The organism is Microvirga sp. GN3 (genome assembly GCF_055792825.1).
Genome location: NZ_JBVVAK010000140.1, coordinates 1 through 19,484 on the forward strand (window position 1 = coordinate 1; position 19,484 = coordinate 19,484).

At 60.1% G+C, this 19,484-nt stretch carries 20 protein-coding genes and 1 pseudogene; 7 read left to right on the plus strand and 14 right to left on the minus strand.

Translation table 11 applies throughout. The features are described 5' to 3' along the window. The 3 genes from ACS5Q1_RS37460 to ACS5Q1_RS37470 form a co-directional block, all read right to left on the minus strand. Nucleotides 1-625: glycosyltransferase family 2 protein (locus tag ACS5Q1_RS37460; protein WP_473103009.1), on the minus strand; the 625-nt coding region annotated here is incomplete at its 3' end. After that, nucleotides 619-1,839 (minus strand): glycosyltransferase, encoded by a 1,221-nt coding sequence (locus ACS5Q1_RS37465; RefSeq protein WP_473103010.1) that lies wholly within the window; start codon nucleotides 1,837-1,839, stop codon nucleotides 619-621. The genes ACS5Q1_RS37460 and ACS5Q1_RS37465, both read right to left, overlap by 7 nt. 71 nt (nucleotides 1,840-1,910) lie before the next feature. Further along, nucleotides 1,911-2,432: a flavin reductase family protein gene (locus ACS5Q1_RS37470; protein ID WP_473103011.1), complete on the minus strand. Its 522-nt coding sequence runs from the start codon at nucleotides 2,430-2,432 to the stop codon at nucleotides 1,911-1,913. Nucleotides 2,433-2,667: 235 nt separating this feature from the next. Between ACS5Q1_RS37470 and ACS5Q1_RS37475 the strand changes: the two genes are divergently transcribed. After that, nucleotides 2,668-3,354, plus strand: coding sequence for a sugar transferase (locus tag ACS5Q1_RS37475; RefSeq protein WP_473103012.1), 687 nt, complete (start codon nucleotides 2,668-2,670; stop codon nucleotides 3,352-3,354). 112 nt (nucleotides 3,355-3,466) lie between these two features. Here the strand turns inward: ACS5Q1_RS37475 and ACS5Q1_RS37480 are convergent, their stop codons facing one another. Both ACS5Q1_RS37480 and tnpA read right to left on the minus strand, forming a co-directional pair. Further along, nucleotides 3,467-4,456, minus strand: a complete 990-nt coding sequence (locus tag ACS5Q1_RS37480) for an IS5 family transposase (protein ID WP_473103013.1) — start codon at nucleotides 4,454-4,456, stop codon at nucleotides 3,467-3,469. Nucleotides 4,457-5,515: 1,059 nt separating this feature from the next. Then, nucleotides 5,516-5,830 (minus strand): annotated as a pseudogene (gene tnpA, locus ACS5Q1_RS37485) (IS200/IS605 family transposase); the annotation flags it as partial. 180 nt (nucleotides 5,831-6,010) lie between these two features. On the opposite strand from tnpA, the gene ACS5Q1_RS37490 reads away from it, so the two are divergent. Continuing rightward, nucleotides 6,011-6,433, plus strand: a complete 423-nt coding sequence (locus ACS5Q1_RS37490; protein WP_473103014.1) for a helix-turn-helix domain-containing protein — start codon at nucleotides 6,011-6,013, stop codon at nucleotides 6,431-6,433. On the opposite strand, the gene ACS5Q1_RS37495 is transcribed toward ACS5Q1_RS37490, so the two are convergent. From ACS5Q1_RS37495 to ACS5Q1_RS37515, 5 genes are all read right to left on the minus strand, one after another. Next, on the minus strand, nucleotides 6,427-6,771 hold the full coding sequence (locus ACS5Q1_RS37495; protein WP_473103015.1) for a VanZ family protein: 345 nt from the start codon (nucleotides 6,769-6,771) through the stop codon (nucleotides 6,427-6,429). The genes ACS5Q1_RS37490 and ACS5Q1_RS37495 overlap by 7 nt on opposite strands. 93 nt (nucleotides 6,772-6,864) lie before the next feature. Further along, nucleotides 6,865-7,314 (minus strand): PACE efflux transporter, encoded by a 450-nt coding sequence (locus ACS5Q1_RS37500; protein ID WP_473103016.1) that lies wholly within the window; start codon nucleotides 7,312-7,314, stop codon nucleotides 6,865-6,867. Nucleotides 7,315-7,367: 53 nt separating this feature from the next. Next, the gene (gene folE, locus ACS5Q1_RS37505) at nucleotides 7,368-8,045 is read right to left on the minus strand and encodes a GTP cyclohydrolase I (protein WP_473103017.1); all 678 of its coding nucleotides are present in this window, start codon (nucleotides 8,043-8,045) and stop codon (nucleotides 7,368-7,370) included. A 35-nt stretch (nucleotides 8,046-8,080) separates the two neighbouring features. After that, nucleotides 8,081-8,233 (minus strand): hypothetical protein, encoded by a 153-nt coding sequence (locus ACS5Q1_RS37510; RefSeq protein WP_473103018.1) that lies wholly within the window; start codon nucleotides 8,231-8,233, stop codon nucleotides 8,081-8,083. Between the two features lie 157 nt (nucleotides 8,234-8,390). Next, entirely contained in the window at nucleotides 8,391-10,328 is a 1,938-nt protein-coding gene (locus ACS5Q1_RS37515) for a putative bifunctional diguanylate cyclase/phosphodiesterase (RefSeq protein WP_473103019.1), read from the minus strand. Between the two features lie 273 nt (nucleotides 10,329-10,601). On the opposite strand from ACS5Q1_RS37515, the gene ACS5Q1_RS37520 reads away from it, so the two are divergent. Then, nucleotides 10,602-10,787 (plus strand): NepR family anti-sigma factor, encoded by a 186-nt coding sequence (locus tag ACS5Q1_RS37520; protein WP_473103020.1) that lies wholly within the window; start codon nucleotides 10,602-10,604, stop codon nucleotides 10,785-10,787. Nucleotides 10,788-10,885: 98 nt separating this feature from the next. Here the strand turns inward: ACS5Q1_RS37520 and ACS5Q1_RS37525 are convergent, their stop codons facing one another. Beyond that, nucleotides 10,886-12,085, minus strand: a complete 1,200-nt coding sequence (locus ACS5Q1_RS37525) for an IS256 family transposase (protein WP_473103021.1) — start codon at nucleotides 12,083-12,085, stop codon at nucleotides 10,886-10,888. Nucleotides 12,086-12,735: 650 nt separating this feature from the next. Between ACS5Q1_RS37525 and ACS5Q1_RS37530 the strand changes: the two genes are divergently transcribed. Continuing rightward, nucleotides 12,736-13,281, plus strand: coding sequence for a CarD family transcriptional regulator (locus ACS5Q1_RS37530; protein ID WP_473103022.1), 546 nt, complete (start codon nucleotides 12,736-12,738; stop codon nucleotides 13,279-13,281). A 531-nt stretch (nucleotides 13,282-13,812) separates the two neighbouring features. Beyond that, entirely contained in the window at nucleotides 13,813-14,778 is a 966-nt protein-coding gene (locus tag ACS5Q1_RS37535; RefSeq protein ID WP_473103023.1) for an IS5 family transposase, read from the plus strand. Between the two features lie 28 nt (nucleotides 14,779-14,806). On the opposite strand, the gene ACS5Q1_RS37540 is transcribed toward ACS5Q1_RS37535, so the two are convergent. The 3 genes from ACS5Q1_RS37540 to ACS5Q1_RS37550 form a co-directional block, all read right to left on the minus strand. After that, nucleotides 14,807-15,142: a transposase gene (locus ACS5Q1_RS37540; RefSeq protein ID WP_473103024.1), complete on the minus strand. Its 336-nt coding sequence runs from the start codon at nucleotides 15,140-15,142 to the stop codon at nucleotides 14,807-14,809. Nucleotides 15,143-15,301: 159 nt separating this feature from the next. Then, a complete protein-coding gene (locus ACS5Q1_RS37545) occupies nucleotides 15,302-15,700 on the minus strand; it encodes a cupin domain-containing protein (RefSeq protein WP_473103025.1) in 399 nt (132 codons plus the stop codon). Between the two features lie 118 nt (nucleotides 15,701-15,818). Continuing rightward, entirely contained in the window at nucleotides 15,819-16,817 is a 999-nt protein-coding gene (locus ACS5Q1_RS37550) for an ABC transporter substrate-binding protein (RefSeq protein WP_473103026.1), read from the minus strand. A gap of 612 nt (nucleotides 16,818-17,429) precedes the next feature. On the opposite strand from ACS5Q1_RS37550, the gene ACS5Q1_RS37555 reads away from it, so the two are divergent. Both ACS5Q1_RS37555 and ACS5Q1_RS37560 read left to right on the plus strand, forming a co-directional pair. After that, nucleotides 17,430-18,461, plus strand: coding sequence for an SDR family NAD(P)-dependent oxidoreductase (locus tag ACS5Q1_RS37555; protein ID WP_473103027.1), 1,032 nt, complete (start codon nucleotides 17,430-17,432; stop codon nucleotides 18,459-18,461). Between the two features lie 466 nt (nucleotides 18,462-18,927). Next, nucleotides 18,928-19,484: outer membrane protein (locus ACS5Q1_RS37560; protein WP_473103028.1), on the plus strand; the 557-nt coding region annotated here is incomplete at its 3' end.

Consider the following 19,484-nt stretch of genomic DNA (forward strand, 5'->3'; position numbering starts at 1 on the left):
GCGCCTGCCAGGGAAAGGCCATGCCGGTGCCCATGAGCTGGCACGGCAGCCCGAGCCTGGCCAAGCCAAGCGGGCGCACATGGTTCTTGAGAACCCAGGCGAACTCCTGGACACGCCGCCGCGGATCCCGAGAGGCCTTCATAATGTTCAGAGCTTGAGTTGGCTGGCCGGCCGCAAGAGCGGCCTCGGCCAGGGTGAGGATGGAGCCTGGCGCCACGCGGCAATCGGCATCGATGATGACCACGGCCTCGGGCGGGTCCTGCCGCAGGTGGCGCACGCCCCAATCGAGGGCATAGCCCTTGCCGCGATGCTCCGGGTCGTGGCGCTCGCTGACCTCGGCTCCGGCCGCCCGTGCCACGGCGGCGGTGTTGTCGGCGCAGTTGTCGGCGACCACCAGGAGGCGATCGCCGGGGCGCAACTGTGGGATGATGTCGTGCAGGGTGGCCAGGATGCCGGCTTCTTCGTTGTGGGCCGGCACGAGGACCGCGATGGTCCCAATCCGGCCCGAGCGGGCAGGGAGCCTGAGGGGGGGCCTCAGGGTAGAGGCCGCCAGGATCTCGACCGCAAGCGTCACCGACGGAAGACACACAAGAGCTGCTGCAAGGGTCAGCATGATCTTCAGCATAGGACCTCTCGCTTCATTGCCGAGTGTATCAAGCGCTCGATCTTTTCCGCCTCGCGGGTTACGTCGTGACGCTCGAGGACGCGCTGCCGCGCGGCTGCCCCCATCTGTGCCCACTTCTGAGGCTCTGCGGAGAGGGCCTCGCGCATGGCCTCGGCTAGCAATACCGCGTCACCAGCGGGCACCAGCCAGCCGGTCGAGCCGGGGACGACGAGCTCCGGAATGCCGGCAACGTAGGTTGACACGACCGGCCGCTGCATTGCCATGGCCTCCATAAGGACAACTGGAAGGCCCTCGGCAAAGCTCGGGAGGACGAAGACACGGGACTGCGTGACTTCGCCTCTCACACGCTCACCGGAGATCCAGCCGGTAATCTTGACGATATCGCTGAGTTCGAGCTCCTCTATCCGTTCCTGAACTTGCATTCGCAACGGGCCATCACCCGCCAGAACAAGCTTGAATCGAAGGCCTTCGGCCCGGAGTTTGGCGGCGGCCTCTAGCAGAAGGAAATGGCCTTTCTGTTCGGCAAGACGGGCCACGCAAACGAAGCTGGGTTCTGGGATTCCATCAAGCTGCTGGTCGGGAAAGAAATCACAGTCGAGTCCACAATGCACGACCTGGATTTTGGGCCACTGATCGAGCTCGACCCATCGTTTGAGTTGGCTCCGCCCATAGGAACTCACGGCCACCACGAATGCTGCTGCCTTTATCTTTTCTGCTAGCGCGATCGATTTTGGCCCATCGAATTCTTCCGGCCCATGCACGGTGAGAGAGTAGGAGATCCCGGCGATCAGATTGGCCAAGAGAGCGATCGTGGCTGGGTTGGTGCCGAAATGGACGTGCAGGTGTTCGACTCGGTCGCGGCTGCACCAATCAACGATCACGGCGGCTTCGATGAAGTAGGCGAGATGCCGAGAAAGGCCACGATCTGATCGGAACCCGATGCGCAGGCTCGCACCGAGGGCTTTCAGCATACCAAGCGGGTGCCGGATGACAATTCGTGCCAGCGCCGCGAGAATATTTGTCGGCAGCTGGCGGAGAACATGCTTGGTCTTGACCTTCTCGGCGAGATCGCCTTCGTCGACCAGTTCATCTTCTCGGTAGTTCAAGGCGTAACGCAGGACCGTGTTACCGCGGGCCTCAAGGGCCAAGATCTCTCGCCGGATGAAGCTGTGGGACGGAGCAGGGTATTGATTGATTAGATAGGCAACTCTCATCACGTAACCACTTCCAGTCTCGCGCTAGTGGATAAGAGTACTGCGGCCACCGAATTGCAGGGAGGGCAGCATCAGACCTCTTGGTAATCGCCTGCGCGATAAACCAGCGCTCGACGATTGGGCTCAGAACGTGCGGCTCGAACGCCCCCTATAAATACGGTATGCGTACCGTGGTCCAGGAAATTGATGATCTCGCAGTCCAACACCGCAATGGCATCGACGAGCACAGGCGCTCCTGTTACTAGCGAGGTCCACTCGCCCTCTGCGAAGCGCTCGATCCCGCGACGCCCAGTGCGCCCTGCAAAGGAATCGGCGAAGAGGCGATGCTCATCCGCTAACACATTCACGCAGAAGCTGCCATGCTGCAAGATCGCCCTATGGCCTTCGGTCGCTTTGTTGACGCAGACGATGAGGCTTGGAGGCTCGACTGAGAGCGAACAAAGCGCCGTCACCGTCAAACCACGGCGCTTCTTACCCTGACCTGCAGTGACGATACTGACGGCGGACGCGAGTTCTCTCATCGCCAATCGGAATTCCATGGCTCCCGCAAATGGTGTCGCCACAATTGAAGCGGTAGGTATGTGCTTGGTCATCCCCGGTTCCGTCAAAGCCTCGTTTCAACGATCGTGCAGTCGTTCGCACTTTGCTCAAGTCAAACCGCTCCCGCGTCGCGAAACAAGTAGGCCAGCGACTTCGGTCCGCTCATTTGGACTGAATTTTTTAGGAAAAGATGATTACCACTCTCGGCCATGTTCCTACACACTAAAGGGTCGAGACCATTTCCATAGGCAATTGCTACGCTCGTTGAAGTTGAGCGGCTAAAACTTCATGGAATTCATAGTGGAGATGCTCTTGGTATCCCGCAACGACGCCCCCGCATTCAAATCTGAGCCTAGAGACAACTTAATCTATCGGATGCTGGCAGAGTACGGCTTCAAGTACATCTCCGATGTTGGGCTGGCCGCCCTGGCTCTTATCTTCCTTAGCCCATTGCTGCTAGCGGCGGCATTGGCCATTCGCCTGGATTCGAAAGGTTCGGCTATCTTCAAGCAAACTCGCACTGGTCTGGGAGGGTTTGCATTCGAGATCTACAAGTTCCGGACGATGAGCGTGCTTGAGAATGGACCTTCAGTGCAGCAGGCCACGACGGATGACAAACGAGTGACCCGCATCGGTCGCTGGTTGAGGCGCACAAGTATCGATGAGCTCCCCCAGCTCTTGAATGTTATACGAGGGGAGATGTCACTGGTGGGACCGCGCCCCCATGCGCTGGCTCACGACCAGTATTATGGCCAAAACATCCCTGACTATGCTGGGCGGTTTGCGGTCAGACCCGGCATCACAGGATGGGCTCAGGTGAACGGATCGCGCGGGGCGACTCCGACGATTGCTGATATGCAGCGTCGCATCGAGCTTGATCTCTGGTATATTCGGAACCGCAGTTGTGCCCTGGATTTCAGGATTCTGATGCGGACCATCGCCTTGGAGATCGTTCATCGCGGGCGTGGCTGCTGATGAAATGCGTCAGACCTGATGCGCCAGCACAAGACCACGCGGCGATGTCACGGTAACTGGCATTGGTGCAGGGATCGTGAATTTTGCGGATTATGGTCTTTGATGCCGTCGTTTATGCGGTGGTTCCAATGCGACGGACGGATTTCGGGCGTGCGCATGCCAGCATGCGGTTGAGGACGGCGCAGCCGATGGCGGCCTCTGTCTGCTGGGCGCCGAACGACCGCGCCCTCAACCGTCTCCCGACGACAGCCTCGTCTCGGCCGATTGCGGTCTCGATCAGAGATCGCTTGCCGGAGCCGGTCGCAGCTTGCCATTGCATCCGCCCGCCTGCTTTGATCGCCGCGATATGCCGGTCCCGCTGGCTGGGCGGTTCGATCCTCGACCGATCGACGGCGTTGACCCGCGGCGGAATGACGACCGCCGCATCGGGGCTGTGGCTGGTGACGGCGTCGTAGGTCGGTTTGCCGTCATAGGCGCGGTCGGCGGTGAACTGGCGGACTGGGAGGTCGATCTGGTCGAGCAGCGGCTCCACCTGTGTGGCGTCGCCGGTGTCCTGATCGGTCATGATATGGGCGATGATCTCGCCGCTGTCGGCATCCAGCGCCAGATGCAGCTTGCGCCATCCCCTCCGCGACCTGGCGCCGTGCTTTTCCTCCCGCCACGGGCCGGCGCCGTAGACTTGGAGCCCGGTGCTGTCGCTGAGGATGTGAACAGGCCCTTCTCCTGGAATCCGGTGACCCTGCCGTCCTTCAGGTGATTGCCAGGTCCATGCTCGCCGGCGGAGGGTGGTGTGATCAGGCACGGCGAGATCCAATCCCATCAACTCAAGCACCGATGCCAGCAAGCCCTCCGTCTGGCGCAGCCGCAGGCCGAACACCAAGCCAACGGTCAGGGCCGTTTCGATCGCCAGATCGGAATCGCGCGGCTGCCCGCCGCGCGTCAGGCGCTTCGCCGCTTGCCACAGCGACAGCGCTTCGGGCGCGATCCACAGCGTCAGGCTGCCCCGCCGGCGAAGACCTGCCTCATATTCCGCCCAATTCGCCACCTTGAACGTCATCTTGCCGATACGATGGCGGCGGGCAGCATTGTGTTTGAAAGGCATGACGACGACCAACGGGCTGTTTCGATGACCGCTCGACTACACAAGCACCGCTAACGATTCATGCACCAACGCCATGCGAGAGCTGTGTTTGCTATCTCGCGGATGGCCCGCGGCGGATGATCCGCGCACACCGAGCTTCTAGATCGACATAGGAGAATAGCTTTCTCGTCCGTTCATCTCGCCCGCGCGCTCGCTCCCTCCGACTGCCTGCGCCGAATGAATCATACGAGAGCCTGCGTCGCCACGGACTTTTTCACCAGCCTGCTAGAGCGTCAGTCCCCCGTTACCAGCCCGCTCAACGGGGTGGTGGGCTGTGAACGCAGCCGGCAAAGGCCTTCCAGTGAACTCTGAAGACAGCTTTAGTATAAGAGTTAGAATCCCCTTGGTTATTGTTTTATCCGTTGGAATCGTTGCGAATCGAGAAAGCCGAGCCTTAGACCGTATTTGGTAAACTGTACGACTAGAATAAACGGTCTCCGAAAGGCTTCATTGGGGGCATCTTGGATTATCAAATAGGGCGTCTCGTTCGATTAGTTTACGGCACTGAGAGCGAGACCCGACTAAGGGCACATCAGCGCGAACTAAGCAGGGACCGGTTCCGCCTTTGCAATAGCAAATCGATCAAGCATCTCAACCCGCTCAAAGACATTAGCGTTGGGGAAGTGTTCTGTTCGGTGGCGACGATTCTTGGTCTACTGAACTTTCCAGCAGCGCAAAAGGTGACTCCAGTAACAGTGGGTACAATCCAGTTGCGACAGGAGTCCTGAGTATATAAACCTTTCATGCAGAGTATAGCGGGTTAGCCTCTATGGATGACAATGACGACATACTAATCGTTTCTCAAGTCTCACCTGCAACTGACGGGCTCGCCCGACTCTTTAACTGGCTTGGCTTGTTCAGTGCACTAGGCGTTCTCGGCTGGGTGTTGCTGCAGGGACTTGCATAGTTGCAGAAACCCGAATTGACGATGACGGTCAGTCTTCCAAGAACTGAGTTTAGCAAACCTTGCGTCGAAAGCGGTCTCCCTTCGAGGGAGAGGATGTAGAGGCGCACGCGGCGTCAGCCGCGTCCCTGGTTCTCGATGTACGCCTTGAGAATTTCGAGGGGCGCTCCGCCCACCGACCCGGCAAAGTAGCTCGGCGACCACAGCACGCCCCGGCTCTTCCGCACGGACCAGGACGCGTTGATGGCGGGGAACTCCTGCTGCAGCCTGCGGCTCGACACGCCCTTGAGGCTGTTGACCAACTCCGAAAGCCGCACCTTCGGCGGGTAGAATACAAGGAGATGGACATGGTCCGACTCCCCGTTGAACTCCCGCAGATCCACCTCGAAGTCGGAGCAGACGGAGGCGAAGATTTCGCGCAGGCGATCCAGGTGCCCAAGCTGAAGACCTCGTCACGCGTTTCACCGGGTCGCTTTTGCGCGATCGGCCGCAGGATTCCGAGAAGTCCATTACCAATGATCGCGCGAAGGCCCCGCCGTTCACGGCGGGGATGGACAGCGCAGGCGCCGCAAGGCGCCTTCTTCGTTCCCGGTTCGCTCCACAGCTAGGCCATGCAACGGCTCCAGGCCTACACGTTCGAACTGCTGAACCCGACGGGTGCCGATGAGACGGCCATGCGCCGCTCCTGCGGCTCGCGCCGGTTCGTGTTCAACAAGGGCCTGGCGTTGCAGAAGGAGCGGCACGCCGCAGGGCTGAAGCACCTCTCCTACGCCGATTTGTGCAAGCACCTCACCACCTGGAAGGCCGAACCGGCGGAGCCAGGCGCGCTTCGCGTGCGTGTCGTGCGGGCACGAGGCGCATGCGGACGACGTCGCGTCGATCAACATTTTAAGGGCGGGACACGCCCGGCTAGCCTGCGGAGAGACTTCGCCCGAGGGGGCGTCGGCCCAGGAACCCACCGAGGCGAGGTCGCGCCTCGCGGCGTGACACGCGGCAGGAAACCCCTCCGTTCACGGAGGGGAGGATGTCAATGACTGCGTTTATGGGGGGCCATGAATGTGGCAAAAGCCACTCCGAGGAGAACACCTGATGCCTTCACGATACCATCCGGAAGGCGACCATGGCGGCCCGGCACATAGTTTTGAGCAATCTCCAGAAATCCTACAATTCCGAACAGCAGCATAAGGATGTGGAGGCGGTGTTTCGGGTAGCCCAGGCAGAACGCGGCCCCGATTACTGCGAAGGCCAAGAACCGCTCTAAACTGACTGGAGCCGCAGTGACAGGTCGAAGCTCGATTGGCGAGAGGGTGAAGATCGCAATGGCGCATACAAGCAGCCATGCCATCCAGCGGAAGAAGGTCTTGGGTGTCATGGTGATCGGTTTAGCTGGTAGCGTCGAGAAAATGCATATCTCTTTTGCGCCCTTAATGACACTTATGGGGGTGCGTGATCCTGAGACGGCTGCTTATAGGAGTACCTGGCTCGGTCTCGAGGCTTCGTGCCAAGTATGCAGGGGGAAAATGCGGTCATAAGCCCAATTGAACACGAATGTATAGACGACGTAAAAAAGGGCAAATGCCACATCCACGAGAAAAGCATGGAGAAGGCTTATGCCAAGATACCATGCAAGCATGGGCGTCAACATGGCCAATAGCCCCGTCTCAAAGAAGACCGCATGCAGGGCCCGCAGCTGGATACTCTTTTGAGTTCCGCCAGCCATACGCTGCATGAGGGCATCGAAGGCGAAATTATAGACGTAAGTCCAAACCGTTGCGATGATTGCACTCGCAATCCTGACCATGGTGATGTCAGCCACCGGCAAACCCAACGTCCAAGCGCCAAGCGGCGAAACAAGAGCAAGCCCACCAAGTTCAAAGCTGATCGCGTGGCGAATGCGATCACGTGTCGAGCGCATGGTTTAAGGACCTCAATGGGATAAGTCGATGCGCCCAGCTGGGCTCAGAACGTCTATTCCGTTCCTGCATAATCGAGTGCGATGCACTCCTGTAGGAACTCCCGCTTGAGCTCCGCATTCTCCGCCATCTCGCCCCAGTAGTAGGTGTTAACCATGCGGCTGCGATGGCTGGCCCGCACGCCGCGCTGGGTCTTACACATATGTACGGCGCTGATGCGCACGGCTAGACCTCGGGGTGCGGTCATGTCCATGATGTACTGACCGATCTGCTTGACCAGTTCCTCCTGGATCTGCAGACGCGAGGCAAAGTACTCGACAATCCGATCGTACTTGGACAGGCCAATGATCTTGCCATCAGCAGCTGGCAGGATGCCTATGTAAGCGGCGCCATAGATCGGCATCAGGTGGTGGGCGCACATGGAGCGCAGCTCGATCGGCCCGGTGACGATGAGCTGATCGTAAGCCTGGGCATTGTCGAACTCGGTGATCTTCGGCGGGACAGTGTAGCGGCCACCCAAGATTTCCTCGACGTACATCTTGGCCACCCGCTGGGGCGTTTCGCGGGTGTTGTGGGCGTTCCGGTGGTCGATGCGCAGGATGTCAAACAACTCCTCCACCTTCTGGGCGGCCGTGATCATCATAGCTTCGCGCTCGACCTCAGTGAGCGGATGGTCGAGCGCCTCGTTGCACAGACGTGCAAGGTTCAGATCACGAGTGTGGAAATTCATCATGCCCCACCCGGAGTTATCTGATGTTGGGTGTTGAGTTACCGAAAAAGAACGGCAGCAAGCACGGAGAGTGCCAAGCCGGCTAAGATCAGCACGCAAATGAGAGTGATGCGGGTCACTGCCTCATGGCGAGCCAAGCGATCATTGATAAGACCCAGCTTCCGCTGCCTTTCATCTTCGTTCAACTTCATGTCTGATCCTCTATTGCCGGCCTTAGCAGCAACAGGGGCAGATGAGAAGATTGTCCGGCAGAGCCAAATTGTCCTAGGCTCCCCTATCCAGAGCTTTCTCGCTTCCCCAACCAAGCCGCCATCAGTAGGCATGCCTCGCTACGCCGTCCCCCTCGGATTATGCTGACGATGCCGATAGGGCCGGGTCCAGTGAATAGACCAGTTCATGAACTGGCTTGGGACGTCCGAAGTAGTAGCCCTGCACCTCCGTGAAGCCTGCCGCCTGAACCTGAAGCAATTGCTCCTTCGTCTCTATGCCTTCAGCGACGGTGGCCATGCCCAAGCCAGCCCCAAGGCTGGCGATTGATTGGACGATCGTCATGGCATCACGCCGTGATGCGAGATCCCGCACAAAAGACCGGTCGAGTTTGATCCGGTCAAAGGGGAAACTGCGGAGATAGCTGAGAGAGGAATAGCCTGTGCCAAAATCATCAATGGCAATCCGCACCCCGAGCCGGCGCAGCTCATGCAGAGCCGCCATCGTCGCTTCGGTCTCATCGAGCAGGGACGTTTCGGTGAGCTCCAGTTCGAGCCGCCGTGGAGGAAGCCCCGTCCTCTCCAGCGCATGGCGCACGCTCTGCACAAGGGTTCCGTTGCGGAACTGAACAGGCGAGAGATTGACGGCAACCTTGATGTCCCGCGGCCATTGGACCGCTTCAGCGCAAGCCGTCCGGATGACCCACTCGCCCAGCGGTGCAATCAAGCCAATGTCCTCGGCGATCGGAATGTACTCTGCGGGCGAAACCTTGCCCCATGTGGGATGGCGCCAGCGCAGAAGCGCCTCAAAGCCGTTGATTTGATTGAGCTTGAGATTGACCTGGGGCTGGAAGAACAGCTCGAACTCGTCATTTGCCAGAGCCTTGCGCAAATCGATCTCAAGCGACCGGCGGGCATCCAATCGCGCTTCCATGCCCGGCTCGAAATAGCAAAACATGCCGCGCCCCTGGGATTTCGCCTCGTAGAGGGCGAGGTCTGCCCGCTTCAGCATCTGGTCGGGTGAGACAATGTCCGCTTCGACCGGGGCGATGCCGACGCTGGCGCCAATGACGATCTCACGCCCGTCAACAGAGTAGGCGGCACTCAGCTGCTCCACAATATGTCTCGCAAGAGCCGTGCAGGGTTCGAGCCCGCCTGAAACCTCCTGGAGGATAGCGAACTCGTCGCCACCAAGACGAGCGACGGTGTCGCCATCGCGGAGGCAGTTCCGCAGGCGATCCGCGGCAACTTTCAAAAGCGCGTCGCCAATCTCGTGCCCTAATGTATCGTTGACGCTCTTGAACCGATCAAGATCCAGGCACAGGGCAGCAAACCGGATGCCCTTTTGTCGCCACCTGGTGAGATGCGCCTCCAATTGCTCATGGAAGAGGGTACGGTTCGCCAGTCCCGTCAAGGCATCGTGGCTGGCAGCATGGGCGAGACGCCCGGTGAGAGCATGGAGATCCCCATGGGCTCGTTCCAGCAATTGATTATGCCGGCTGAAGAGGCCGATCAGGATCAGCCCAAGCAGGATCAGACCGACAGATAGCCCCGAGAAGATCCAGTACAGGCGATTGAGCTCGTGCTGATCCTGGGCGATCCTCTCGCCGCCCCGGATTTGCGCGTAGGATGCGAGTTGCAGCAACCTTGGCTCCAGCGGCTCCAAGAGCTGAAGCGCCTGCTGGACGGAGCCAGGATGCTCGAGTTCTGCGATAAGAGGCTGGATTAAAACCAGTACCTCAGCGAGACGACGGAGGGTTGCCAGCTGATCGGCATCATCCTGAATGATGTTTTGGAACCGGCCCTTGATGAGGAGCTTTGCCCGGCTGAGAAGGATCTCGAAGCGGAGTTCAACTTCCTCCTTGTCGACACCACGGCCCGGGACATTGAGAGCATCCAACCGGCGCTCGAGGCGCATAAACTCTGACACCGCCTGGCTTGCCTGCCAGGCCGGGTTATAGTGCGTGATATCTCCCAGGACTCTCTGACGTTCTGTCACCAGCATCGCGATATAGGCGCTCGCCAAAAGGAAACAAACGGTAACGGCACCGAAAATCACTTTGAGCGTGCGCAGTGACACAGATCCATCCTTAGGAGATTATATGCCGATCCTGTTTCGATGGATCATGCCAGAACATTGTCAAGTATGCGTTGATGGCTGGAATGGCGATGCTTCCGGTTCATTACCCAAGCGAAATTTTGACTCCGCAAGAGATGTTACCCGCTTATCTACTTTATAACATATTATGCGCTTGAATGTAGAGCCGCGCTGCAACCGACCACGTCAGCGTGAGTTGCCTCTTCACATGTGTGAACCAGGGGCAATGCAGGGCACAGTCATGAGAACGATGCCATGCAGCAGAGTAACACTCGGGATTGGTCGCGTGACATCCCTAACCGCTTGAATTTCTCGCAGGAGCAGGTGGTCTTCGTCATCGGGCACTCCTTGAGGAGCCTGTACGAGGATGTCCTCGCGGCAGACATGCCGGAGCACCTGAAAGCTCTTGTGCTCAAGCTGGAGGAGAAGTATCCCCCGTAGAGCACACCCTTTGCGGGGGCACCTCCGGACAAGATCGTGCCCCTTGGCGTGGTGTAACTGACGATGTGTCACCGCAATCACCGGCAGAGCCGGGATGATCAGGTTGCCACGGCGGGCAAGCTGATGAGGCCATCATCGCTCATTGGAGCCATGGTTTCCAGCGTGAGATAGCGGGCGCGCTGTACCGCCCATTCATCGTTCTGCTCCAGCAGGATCGCGCCCACCAGTCGCCGGATCGCCGCCTCGTTCGGGAAGATGCCCACCACATCCATCCGGCGCTTGATCTCGCCATTGAGCCGCTCAAGCGGATTGGTCGAGTGCAGCTTGCTCCGGTGCGGCGCCGGAAAGCTCATGTAGGCCAATACGTCGGGCTCGGCCTCATCCATTAGGGCTGACAGCTTCGGCAGCTTGGGACGCAGCTGGTCGGCGACCTGCCGCCACTGCTGCCGGGCAGCGTCCGGCGTGTCTTGCGCAAAGGCCGTGGCCATGAAGGCTGACACCACCCGCCGGCCGCTCTTGCCCGCATGGGCGAGCGCCGTCCGCATAAAGTGCGCCCGACAGCGCTGCAGGGTGGCGCCGAGCACCTTGGTCACGGCGCCTTTGATCCCTTCATGCGCATCCGCGATCACCAGCTTCACGCCGCGCAAGCCACGCCGGGTGAGCTGTCGCAAAAACGCCGTCCAGAAGGGCTCGGCCTCTGAGGGACCGATATTCAGGCCCAGCACCTCGCGCCGGCCGTCGCTGTTGACGCCCACCGCCACAATCACCGCCACTGAGACGATGCGGCCGTTCTGGCGCACCTTCACGTAGGTGGCATCGATCCACAGGTAGAGCCACTCGCCCTCGATCGGCCGCTTCAGGAAGGCGTTCACGCGTTCATCGATCTCCGCGCACAACCGGCTCACCTGGCTCTTGGAGATGCCGGTCATGCCTAAGGCTTTGACGAGATCATCCACCGAGCGGGTGGAGATGCCCTGGATGTAAGCCTCCTGGATCACGGCGGTGAGCGCCTTCTCGGCCATGCGGCGCGGCTCGAGAAAGCCTGGGAAGTAGGAGCCAGTGCGCAGCTTGGGGATGCGCAGCTCCACCGTGCCGGCACGGGTGTGCCAGTCGCGCTCGCGGTAGCCGTTGCGCTGGGCCAGGCGTTCCGGGCTCTTCTCGCCATAGCCAGCACCGGTCAGGGCACCGACCTCCAGGTCCATCAGCCGTTCGGCCGCGAAACTGATCATCTCGCGCAGCAGATCGGCGTCCGGGGTCTTCTCGACCAGGCTCTTGAGGTCCATCATGGAATTGGTCATCGGGGGGTTCTTTCGGTAGCAGGTGGATGTCGCAACCCAACCCTAACCGGAAATCGCCGATGACCACCCGCACAGCGGTCGGCCCGCTACAGCGCGACTAAGGGAGCGCAGGCCGACCGCTGTGCTTCCGTCGAGCTACACCACCTCGTGGGGCCTAAGCGCGATTCGATTGGCCGCTTGTCGATCTGTCGCTTGCACATGGGAGCCCCTTTCCCTGTCATCCACTTAGCGCACCAACATTGTGCGAAGGTCGCTTCGCCCATGGGATAATGATGGCAAGCTGTGAGGAACTCCACCAGCAAGTTCGGAAGGGCGGGGCTCAAGCCACCTTGTTCTAGGCTGAAGCCCGTGCCACTTTCGTAAAGGCCACGTTAACCAACAGATTCTATCATCTTCTCGTTGCGTTTAGACGGCAGCATCGAGTAGCCGGTGATGAGACTGCGCCACGTGAACCCAGCGTAGCGAGCGTTAAGCATCGTTGAATGAGCCCTCTTGCACGGCGAAGGTGGGCATCCGATATGCGGGAACCGCACGGACAATATCGAGTTCTGACCACCTGTGCTCCACAAGCGAGCGTAGCGAATGCGACATCTGCGACACAGATCGTCTCAGATGAAGCATGGTCTGTGGCTCAAGGAGATCGTTTCTGAATGACGACGAAGAACAATGCTCTGAGCTTCCAGGCCGGTGAAACAGTTGTGTATCCCGGTCATGGCCTCGGGGTGATCACGGGAATCGAGGAACAAGAGGTTGCCGGGTTCAAACTGGACCTCTTCGTACTCGCTCTCGACTCGGGAAAAGTCACGGTTCGTATCCCGGTTGCAAAAGCGAAAAGCAGCGGCTTGAGAAAGCTGTCCGAGCCGGCCGTTGTCAACCAGGCAATCGAGATCCTGAGTGGAAAGGCTAGAGCCAAGCGTGGCATGTGGAATCGCCGAGCGGCGGACTATCAGGAGCGCATCAGCACTGGGCAACTGACTGCCGTCGCCGAGGTCCTGCGGGACTTGAACCGCGGGCCGCAGCAGGAAGAGGCATCCTACAGCGAACGGCAGATTTTCGAGGGCGCCCTGGATTTCATGGTGAAAGAGATCGCAGCGGTGAGAGAAATAACGGAGACCGAAGCCTGCAAACTCATTGAGCAGGGTCTAGCCAACGCTCCCCGTTCCAGCAAACCGATCGGCAGCGACGCGGCGGCATAGCCGCATTGGCACACAGTCCCTATTTGCTGTGCTCAGAGGAGAATATTCGCGCCGCCAATCATCGAAAGATACTGGAAATCGACGTTCCTTGCGGCACCGGTGTCGTCGCCTCTCCGCATTTGGACCCTTGGGGCTGGTTCAGCGACGAGCTTAGTTCTCGGAATTGATCGCTGCCTTGATCCGTCGCAACCCCTCTGAGATCACTGGGTCGATTCTTAGGATCGGGTGCCCTCCCGCGGAACAGCGCTGGGATAATACAAGACGGACATAGCCGCCGTCGTGGAGAACAAGTTATTCCGAAAGGAATGAGACGGCGATAATCCTGATCCTCCACTAATCCCAATGATTATATGAACGGCACTGCGAAAGAAACCTGAAGCAGCAAGTATGACAGGTCCTGGAGAGGGCGTATCATTCTACCCCAAGTTGGGGAGACTACGGATGGATACCGCCTTGTTGCATGGATAGGTGGGTTGGTAACCGGAACCGGCTGATATAGGAGGCCTGTGTCCTTCCTGCCGGAGGTCTCCCGTGCCGTTCAAAGCCAATACCGCTCGCCGTCACCGCATTCCGAGGCAGCGACACCGGATCACGAATTGGGCCGAGTATGACGCGGCCCTGCGCCGGCGCGGAAGCCTCACGGTCTGGTTCTCGGAGGAAGCCATTGCCGCCTGGCAAGCCGAGGCCCGCACGACACGAGGCGGTCAACCGCACTACTCGGCCCTGGCGATCAGGACGGCCCTGACGCTGCGGGCGGTGTTTCGATTGGCGCTGCGTCAGACCGAGGGCCTGATCGGCTCGATCCTCGAACTCCTTGGGCTGGATCTGGCGGTGCCGGACCACTCGACCCTGAGCCGACGTGCCGAAACTCTGGAGGTGCCACCATCGGAGTCATGCACCGGACCCATTCACCTGCTGGTCGACAGCACAGGTCTGCGGCTGTGCGGGCCCGGCGAATGGCTGACCGAAAAGCATGGCGCCCAAAGGCGCCGAGCCTGGCGAAAGCTGCACATCGGCGTCGATGCTGAGACCGGACAGATCCTCGCATCTGCGTTGACCGCGAGCGACGTTGATGACGGCTCGCAGGTTGAGCCGTTGCTCGACCAGGTCACCGGTCCACTCGCCTCTTTCATCAGCGATGGAGCCTACGATCAAGCCGGCGTCTACGGCGCCGTAGCCCAGCGTCATCCTGAGGCTGCCGTGATCGTTCCGCCCCGATCAACGGCAGTACTGAGCGACGATGTGAAGACCACTCCAACCCAGCGCGACCGGCATCTCCAAAGCACTGTCGAGCATGGACGCAGGGGTTGGCAGAAACGGTCCGGGTATACTCGTCGTGCCCTGGTGGAGACCGCCATCAGTCGGCTGAAACGAGTGATTGGAGATACGCTGCGCTCGCGGACGGACCGGCGTCGTACGGCGGAGGTCGCCATCGCCGTTTATGTCCTGAACCGGATGCTCGAGTTCGGACGCCCAAAGTCCGTCCGCATTGCTTAAGCAAAGGCTTGGGGTGGGCGGAGTGCGTTCACAAACCGATCCGTGCAACACGGTCTGGCGGGGCCGGCCGCCGCGCCATCGGCGTGGTCTCAATCACCGGAACGAAGGCCGACGGCGCGCAGTGACCCAAAACCGGCAACGCTTTCTCGGTCGCCTTCCGGTCCTGGCGCAGCTTGACCCACTTGCGCAATTGATTGGCGTTGATCCCGTGCGCCAGCGCGAGCCCTGCAACCGATACCCCCGGCTCAAGGCAGGCATCGATCAAGCGCTCCTTCTCGACCGGATCAAACCATCGCTTCCCGTTGCCAAGAACCCTGACGACCCTCAGCTGACCACCCGGAATGTTCGCGCTATTCAATGTCATTGCGTCCACAGTCTCCATTGCGGACACAGACTCCTTCACTGCTTCAGCAATGAAAAGGTGCAGAGATTTGCGCGCTTACGAAATGTCAGTCCGAGCGGCTGCTCGCTCCTGTCTCTGGGAGGTTTGGCCGGGGTGTCGAGAGCAGCGCGAATTGATGCCCTAAGGCCTCTGCACGGGCTGGACGAGTGGCTTACCCTTCTCAACGATGAATGCGTTCATGGTCTTGGTCGTGGACTGACCTGCGTTCTTCCCCTGGTGGACCACACTCGCCGGCACAGACCAAGACTCACCAGCGTTCATTGTCTTCCAGTCGCCGTCGCCCTGTTTGACAGTGTAGGAGCCCTCGATGACGGTTCCATATTCATCACCGAGGTGGGTATGCACGGGTGTCCCGGCTCCGGCAGGCCACTCGATGCTGAGCAGGAGGAACTCTTTGTCGGGCTGCCCCGTAACAGGGGATTTGACCAGAGTGGTCACCTTCGGGGCGGGGGCCTGCTGGGCGTGAGCCGCCAGACAGACAAACAAAACGCTGAACCCGAGCGCACGTGCCGTTTTCATCGCCCTCTCCCGTGTGCGACAAGGCATGATCTCCTCGTGGAAGAAACGACCAACCGGCTGCAACCGTTCGACAAGCACTATCCGCGTAAGCACCTTTATGGAACGAGACCGAGCAGCCTTAGGGTGCAGACTCGATCAGCTCGTCAGCCGCCGTGAGAAGCGCAGAAGGAATATCCAAGCCGATGTCGCGGGCGCTTCTCAGGTTGATAATCAATTGATAGCGGGTCGGCTGATAAAACGGGATGTCACCCGGATCGCCGCCCTGGAGGATGGCATCGACGATCGCAGCAAGACGGAGGTCAAGATCGTGGTCGTCCGGACCATAGGTCACCATTCCACCGACTGCGGCGTAGTGTTGAAGCGGATAGACCGCGGGCAGACGATGCACGCGTGCGAGTTCGGCGATGAGCTGCCGGTGCCGCATGTTCTCACCATAGTCGCTGACCAGGAGGGCATCCGGCCGCTGCTCCGCCATGGCGGCAACCACGCGGCGATACTCGGCCTCGCCGATGGGCGAGTCGAGGGGTGGACCAAGCAGGGAGAGACCAAGCTTCGCGGCCACCTCTTTCGCGGCTGCGCCGAAGATGCTCTCCCAGCCGTGGCGTGGGGTGAGAAAAGCCACCTTCGTGGCGCCCGGGACCAACTCGCGCACCAGCTCCAGGCGCTTGCCGACGAGCTCGCCCGCGGTGCCGATGCTAACTCCCGTGATGTTGCCGCCCGGCCGCGCCAGACTGGCCGCAAGCCCATCGCCGATAGGATCACTGGTGGACCCGACGGCCGGAACCGTGGTGGTGGCCGCCTTGATGTGCTGGAGAACCCGACCTGAGGTCGTGAAGATCAGGTCTGGTTTGAAAGCAAGCACCTCCTGGACCAGGTCCGGAATGCGCTCGGGGCGTTGCTCCGCGGATCGCCGCTCGACTATCAGGTTTTGCCCTTCTACATAGCCGCGGCGGCGAAGCTCTTGAAACAGGACCCGGAGGCGTCCGGCCTCCGTCAGGTCTGCAACGGAGCCCGCAGGAGAGATGATGGCCATCCGGTAGACGCGACCGCTCGTCTGCGAGGTCGCGCCTGCGATGGTGAGCAACGTCAAGCCAAGAGCAAGGAGGAGCCGTCTCATCGAAGACCTCCCTCTTTGATCCGAGGCTACAGCAGCATCGACGGAGACACCAGCAAAGACGCTAGTCGGATCATCTCCCGGTTCCGGTAAAACCTCATGCTGTGAGATTCGCAGAAACCCCTCTACGGAACCAGATACAGTTGCGTTCGAGCGTATTCAGAAGACTCCGTCGGCACATCCTAACGTGAGACAGTAACGAACCAGTCTAAGCCGCCGATTTGCCTGGCCTGATAGAGGGGTACGGAGACTGAAGTGCACGTGGAGAACCGCTGACGCCAGAGCCGTCCAAGCGATCGTGTTGCGCACAAGGCAAATGATCCCCGACCAGCTAGAGTCAGCTCTGGGTCAACGTGTAACATAGAGCGGATTGAATGAACGTCCGCTTCACTCCACTCATGCTGACCTTCGGCTTAGGTCAGCCCAGTGCCAAGAGCGGTTCTTCGTCTACCTGCGCATCCGCACTCCATGCCTCATTACCGGTGAAGCTTGCCGCGAGGCTCACTCATCCTCTACCGTTGGTCCTTCTGGGGTGTCTGGCTGCGCCGTGGTCGTGCCACAAGACGACCGGCCGGCACGAGCCATACATCGCTGCGCGATAAAGGCTGAGCGGCCATGATCCGACGAGAGACGCTTCTGGCAGCCCTGGTGATGCTGATGCTGGGCGCATCGTTGGGAGGATGCGCGGCTCCGTCCCAGCTCATGCAGAGCGAGCGCCAGTGGCTGGCGGGCCGCACCTACGTGGTCACCGGCGCCTCCAGCGGGTTCGGCCGTGGCGTGGCCCTGAAGCTGGCCCGCCATGGCTCCAATGTCGTGCTAGCCGCCCGCCGGACTGAGGTTCTCAAGGAGGTTGCGGCCGAGGTTCGTGCCGCTGGTGGAACCCCGCTGGTCGTCACCACGGATGTCAGCCGGCCCAACGACATCGACCGGCTCGCCAGGGCTGCGGTCGAGCGGTTCGGGCGCATCGACGTATGGATCAACAATGCCGGCGTCGGGGCGATCGGGCGGTTCGAGGACGTGCCACTCAGGGACCATGAGCGCGTCATCGACGTCAATCTCAAAGGGGTGGTCTACGGCAGCCACACGGCAATGCGCCTGTTCCGCCAGCAGGGCTATGGCACGATCGTCAACATCTCCTCGGTGCAGGGCGAGGTGCCGCTCGCCTATCAGGCCATCTACGCCGCCTCAAAACATGCCGTGAACGGGCTTGGAGCGGCCCTGACCCAGGAACTGCGGCTCAACAAGCTCAACAACATCAAGGTGGTGACGGTCATGCCCTCGGCCGCCGACACCCCGTTCTTCCAGCATGTGGCCAACTATAGCGGTGGCACACCGCGCATGATCCTGTTGGATGATCCGCAGAAGGTCGTCGATACCATCGTCTGGGCCTCGATCCACCCGACGAAGGAGATCGCCGTTGGCTGGAAGGCGCAGGCCGCCGTCACGGCCCACCGGCTCCTGCCCGATCTGACCGAGCACATCGCCGCGGATATCTATCATCGCGTGCAGATCGAAACGGCTCCGCCTGCTCCTCCGACATCTGGAAATCTGCACCAGCCGATGCGCTCGGGCACGACGGTGGAAGGCGGCGTCAGGGAACGGATGCGGCGGGAAGACCAGCAAAGACGGGAACGATACGGAAGTTGAGATGGGCCGCACGGGCCAGGCCCTGAAGATCTCCTGCCCTTCGTGATGTCTGCTTAGACCGGGCGAGGAGACGGACGCGTTACGTCCGAGAGATGCCATTATGCGATCTTCCAGGCTCACTCTCTCCTTCAGGCTGAGCTCCAATTTTATCGAGGAAGATTTCGCGGAAGGCCGTTATGGAGCTGAACGGTCAAAGTGAGTGTGCCACTAAAAAAACCCTGCCCGGAAGGGCAGGGTTTAGTGATCTCCTCGCCTTCGGGGGTTACTCCGAAGCCAAGCCAGTAGGCCATGCGATCCTCTGCCTGTCAAATCCGAAAAGGTATTCGCAGGCTCATAGGCATGTATTCACGTCAGAAGTACTGACATTCACACGTAAATCAGCGAAGTGTTGCATCTTTGCTATAGGCCTTCTTGGCCATTGGTCCATACTCTGCCCTTGTGGATCTTCGCACACAGGGGATTGCTCATGAAAAAACCTATTCTTAGTTTACTCGCTGCAACCGCTCTCGCAACGGCGGCTGTCTCGACCGTTTCTGCGGCCGATCTTCCCAGTCAGGCACCGCCTCCCGCTCCGATTGTCACGGCGCCGATCTTCACCTGGACCGGGTTCTATGTCGGTGGCAATCTCGGCTGGGGCTGGCGTGACGACGATGACGAAACCGTGGTGCTGACCGGCCCGGGCATTCCGGCCGGCCTGGTCGGCACGCTGAACTTCGGTAATGGCAACGACGGCAACTTCACCGGCGGCGGCCAGATCGGCTACAACTATCAGTTCGGCTCGTTCGTGATCGGTGCCGAGGCCGACATCCAGTGGATTGACACCGACGACAACGATGCCGTGTTCATCCCAGGCCCGGGCTTTGCCGGCACCTTCGTGCCCGGCGAGTTCGAGGACTCGGCGGATTGGTGGGGCACGGTGCGCCTGCGCGCCGGTGTCGCCTTCGACCGCTTCCTGGTCTACGCCACCGGTGGTCTGGCCTACACCGACGACAACACCGGCTGGACGGCCGGCGGTGGTGTCGA